Annotated in this window: 7 protein-coding genes; 3 read left to right on the forward strand and 4 right to left on the reverse strand. The window is 26.3% G+C overall.

Annotated features, from left to right (window positions below; all coding sequences use genetic code 11):
- The coding region (locus X275_RS09120; RefSeq protein ID WP_047268520.1) for a hypothetical protein at positions 1-210 on the forward strand (210 nt) is incomplete at its 5' end.
- Positions 211-430: 220 nt separating this feature from the next.
- Here the strand turns inward: X275_RS09120 and X275_RS09125 are convergent.
- From X275_RS09125 to X275_RS11560, 4 genes are all read right to left on the reverse strand, one after another.
- On the reverse strand, positions 431-793 hold the full coding sequence (locus X275_RS09125) for a transposase (RefSeq protein WP_197072643.1): 363 nt from the start codon (positions 791-793) through the stop codon (positions 431-433).
- A gap of 718 nt (positions 794-1511) precedes the next feature.
- A complete protein-coding gene (locus tag X275_RS11555) occupies positions 1512-1676 on the reverse strand; it encodes a hypothetical protein (protein ID WP_156168766.1) in 165 nt (54 codons plus the stop codon).
- A gap of 351 nt (positions 1677-2027) precedes the next feature.
- On the reverse strand, positions 2028-2366 hold the full coding sequence (locus X275_RS09135; RefSeq protein WP_084825175.1) for a transposase: 339 nt from the start codon (positions 2364-2366) through the stop codon (positions 2028-2030).
- A 43-nt stretch (positions 2367-2409) separates the two neighbouring features.
- Complete coding sequence (locus X275_RS11560; protein WP_156166166.1) at positions 2410-2562, reverse strand: hypothetical protein; 153 nt, start codon at positions 2560-2562, stop codon at positions 2410-2412.
- A gap of 178 nt (positions 2563-2740) precedes the next feature.
- On the opposite strand from X275_RS11560, the gene X275_RS09140 reads away from it, so the two are divergent.
- On the forward strand, positions 2741-2968 hold the full coding sequence (locus tag X275_RS09140; protein WP_047268523.1) for a hypothetical protein: 228 nt from the start codon (positions 2741-2743) through the stop codon (positions 2966-2968).
- Positions 2969-3448: 480 nt separating this feature from the next.
- Positions 3449-3755, forward strand: a 307-nt coding sequence (locus X275_RS09145) for a hypothetical protein (protein ID WP_047268524.1), incomplete at its 3' end; no start/stop codon positions are given.

Raw genomic sequence — 3755 nt, forward strand, 5'->3', positions numbered from 1 at the left:
ATTATAGATATATCCGATCCATATAATCCAGAACAAATTGGTCATTACGATACTGCGAGGTGGGCAAATGGAGTATATGTAAAAGACAATTTAGCTTTCGTTGCGGATTCTTCTAATGGATTGGTCATTATAGATATATCCGATCCTGCAAATCCGGTATTAGAATATGATATGCTGTGGTTTTTCGCATATGGTGTTTCTGGATATTAACTTTAAAATTAGTTCATATAAAAACAAGTAAAAATCAAACAATTGAAAGTCACCGGTATTAAGTCAAGTAGAAAAAGAAAAAACAGGAAATAATTAAAAGAATTGTAACAAACAAAAAAGTCATTAAAAAAAAGAATAACAAAATATATGCACAGTGTGCAAAAATTAAAAATATAAGAATTTAAAAATTTAAATTATATAATTAAAGCAATATTTTTGGCTAAGTTTCTTTTTGAATAACTAGCTTCTTCCGGGTTGGTTGATATAATTCAATAGGTTGATAAGAAACATTATTTTTAAGCATAAAAAAGATACTACGGATTAATTTTCTAGCAGTTAAAATGACAGCTGCTTTATGAGATTTTCCCTGCCTACGTTTAGTGCCGTAATAAGCTTTTAAAACTGGATCAAATCTAATAGCGGAAGAAGCTGCTTGATAAAAATAATAACGCAAATATTTATTACCTTTTTTAGATAAAGGCTTGTGATTATTAGAAACTTTACCAGAATCGTTTAAATCCCAACGAATACCAGCAAAAGATGCCAACTTAGAATCAGAGGAAAAATTATGGTTCTCTTCCAAAAACAGTGGGTAAAAAAAGAAAAAATATGATATTATATGAATGAAAGAAAATAGGATCTTCAAAAATAGAGGAAAAAGAAAGTAACGGCAAAGCAAAAAAGATTACACAAAGGTAAACAGGGAAAAATTAGCAAAATTAGAGAGAGGGGAAACAAAGAAGTAGAAAAAAGGGACGAAATCAAACTGAAAAGTAGTATGAAAAGCAGAAACCAAAAGAATGAATCAAAAAGATTCGCTAATTTGAAAGATTGAAATTTCAAAAAAAAAAAATAAATAATAAAAATAGTCAATAGTAAGTATGTATATTATCTCCGAACAAAATTAGAACGAGTTGATTTAATAGAAGTAAGTAAATCATCTCTACCCATATCATGAGCTAAAAAAGCAGAAGCAATAAAAAATAGATTAATAAGATTAGCTTCAAGAGCAACGGAATTAGTAAAGCGTAATTTAGTATGGGATAAAATAGATTCTAACCTTGAAAAAAGAGATTCAATAAGAGGACGTTTAGAATAATTCTTTTTAAAAAAGTCGGAATTTCTAAAAAGAAACATTCTAAAATTATTTTTAGAATAATTTTGATAACGATAACAATTTAATTTTGAACAAGAATCTGGTTTATCTTCTTTAACAAAGGGACATAACATTTTGCTTCGCAAAAAAATACAAAAGATAATACAAAAAATAATATTAAAAAATTTAGAATAAAATAAAAGAATCATACAGCTGCGCAGCATGATTCAGGGGTATGTTGAACTGAATTAGAACGCAAAGGAATAAAAGCAGAACCATCAAAAACAAGATGAACAAAATCATAAATCTTAGCAGAATCATAACCTTTATCAGCAAGGACCTTAGAACCAGTAAATTCAAGATAACCCATACATTTTGCTTCGCAAAAAATAAAAGGATAAAATAATTAAAATAAAAAATAAAAGAATCATACAGCATGCGCAGCATGATTCAGGAATATTTAAAAAAGAAATAACATGAGCCTTATAACCAACATAGAACATAACTTTTTTAGGATTACCTTCTTTATCATAAAATTTGACATTATCATTAGAAATGGGTTTAACTCCATAATCAGCATCAAGAGGAGAAGAATAATAGTCCTTAAACTTATTAGTATTATTACCAAGTTTAAAAGACTTAAAATTATTAAAATGAGAATCAACATTTGCTTTGCAAAAAGCAAATGGATAAAATAATTAAAATAAAAATATAAAATAAATCATGCAGCTTGCGCAGCATGATTTGGAAAAGAATCAACAGCTAAAAATTCAGTAGAGATAAAACCAGAAGAAATACCTTTAAACAAAAGATCAGTAATAAGAAGGTAAATAATATTAATATCAAAAGATTTTCTAAACATAGAAAAAGTAGATTTAGCAGGAACATAATTTCTAATAGGATCAAAGCCAATAGTTTGGGCTAAATAAGGATTAGAATAAAGTTCATCAATAAGATCAGAAGTAGAATTAAGATTTTTAATAATTTTAATTAAAATAGCTTTAATCATAGAAACAGGAGAATAACCAGTTCTACCAACACCAGAAGCATTGCTTCGCAAAAGTTAAGAATAAAAATTATAAATTAAAGAAAATTAAATTAAATCATTCTGCTTGTGCAGCATGATTTAAAATCTCAGGAACAAGAGACCAGTCAATATAATCAAAAATGGTAAGGATATAAGCAAAAGAAGAATTAGATTTCATATATTCATCATAGACAAAATCGAGATAAAATTGTTTAGGATTATTACTCATGATTTAACCTCCCTGTAAAAATGTATAGTTTAATTTTACCGAATTAAACGATAATTTAACTAATTATATTATACACCAGGGAGGCAAACCTCTTAAAAAGATAATATGAAAGTATTGTAAACAATATGGTTTTAGAATTTTTGAAGAAGGTAAGAACTGTATTTTAGGAGGGAATAAAATGGAACAATATGTATTTCATTGTCCAAATTGTCATACTGCCGTTCCTTATTTATTGGTCTGTAAAAAGTGTGGCTGGGTTGGATGCGAAAATGAATTAAAAAGAGGATTTTTGGGTCAAAATTGTCCAAATTGTGGTTCAAAAATCAGTAAGAGTAATAGAGAAAGAAACCCAAAGAAACTAAATAAAGCATTTGAAAAATATAACGCATCTAAATGGACATGGTAATATTTAATACTTTAATTTTTATCTTTAAAATTTTTTAACATATAATACAGCCCTTTTTTTAAAAAATATGATCCTTTTCCAAATATAGTGGGTAAAATAGCAGCTTGACCCCAGGAAATTAGACAAAAATAAGAAAAATTCATTATTTTACAGAAACGAAAAAATTAGAAAAATTATAAGAATAAATAAAATCATTAAATTTATCGTTAAAAAAATTATAAATGAAATCAGAAGTAAAATACTTTAAAGACATTCGCAGATTTTCTTTAAAAAAAACAAAATAACCTTTAGAAATTTCAATACCGATAAACAACATAAAAACACATCCTTTTAAATAAGATTCTAACTTTGCCAAATACTTAAATGCAGGAAGAGAGTGAAGTATTATAGTTACATAATAACTCAGAACTATACTAATTCTTTAAAATAATTTATCATTTTTATTATATTTATAAAATAATATATGGGAGATGATTAATTATGAAAAAAATAGTTATTTTAGTATGGATATTATTTATAATTATAATTTCTTTCTCAAAAAATTATACTCCATGGAAACCAAATAATCCTCCAAGTGAATGTCAAACAGAATTTCTAAATTTTTATAATGAAATATATCAAATTTATGAAGATGCTGTAAAATGGAAGGCAGCCAGTCCTGACTTGCTTGAAGATTTAAAAATTATTCTTGAAAAATATAAACCAGATTTGGAATATGAGTTGATCCTCAATGAAAATTTTGAAAACACAAATTTAGGAAAAATTCCTGAAGAATTCCATGTAAGAT

The sequence above is a fragment of the Marinitoga sp. 1197 genome (genome assembly GCF_001021165.1).
GTDB lineage: Bacteria > Thermotogota > Thermotogae > Petrotogales > Petrotogaceae > Marinitoga.

Bases quoted from the DNA above. Each gene is read 5' to 3' on its own strand.
- X275_RS11560 (WP_156166166.1), bottom strand. From the start codon at position 2,562: ATGAGTAATAATCCTAAACAATTTTATCTCGATTTTGTCTATGATGAA.
- X275_RS11555 (WP_156168766.1), bottom strand. From the start codon at position 1,676: ATGGGTTATCTTGAATTTACTGGTTCTAAGGTCCTTGCTGATAAAGGT.
- X275_RS09140 (WP_047268523.1), top strand. From the start codon at position 2,741: ATGGAACAATATGTATTTCATTGTCCAAATTGTCATACTGCCGTTCCT.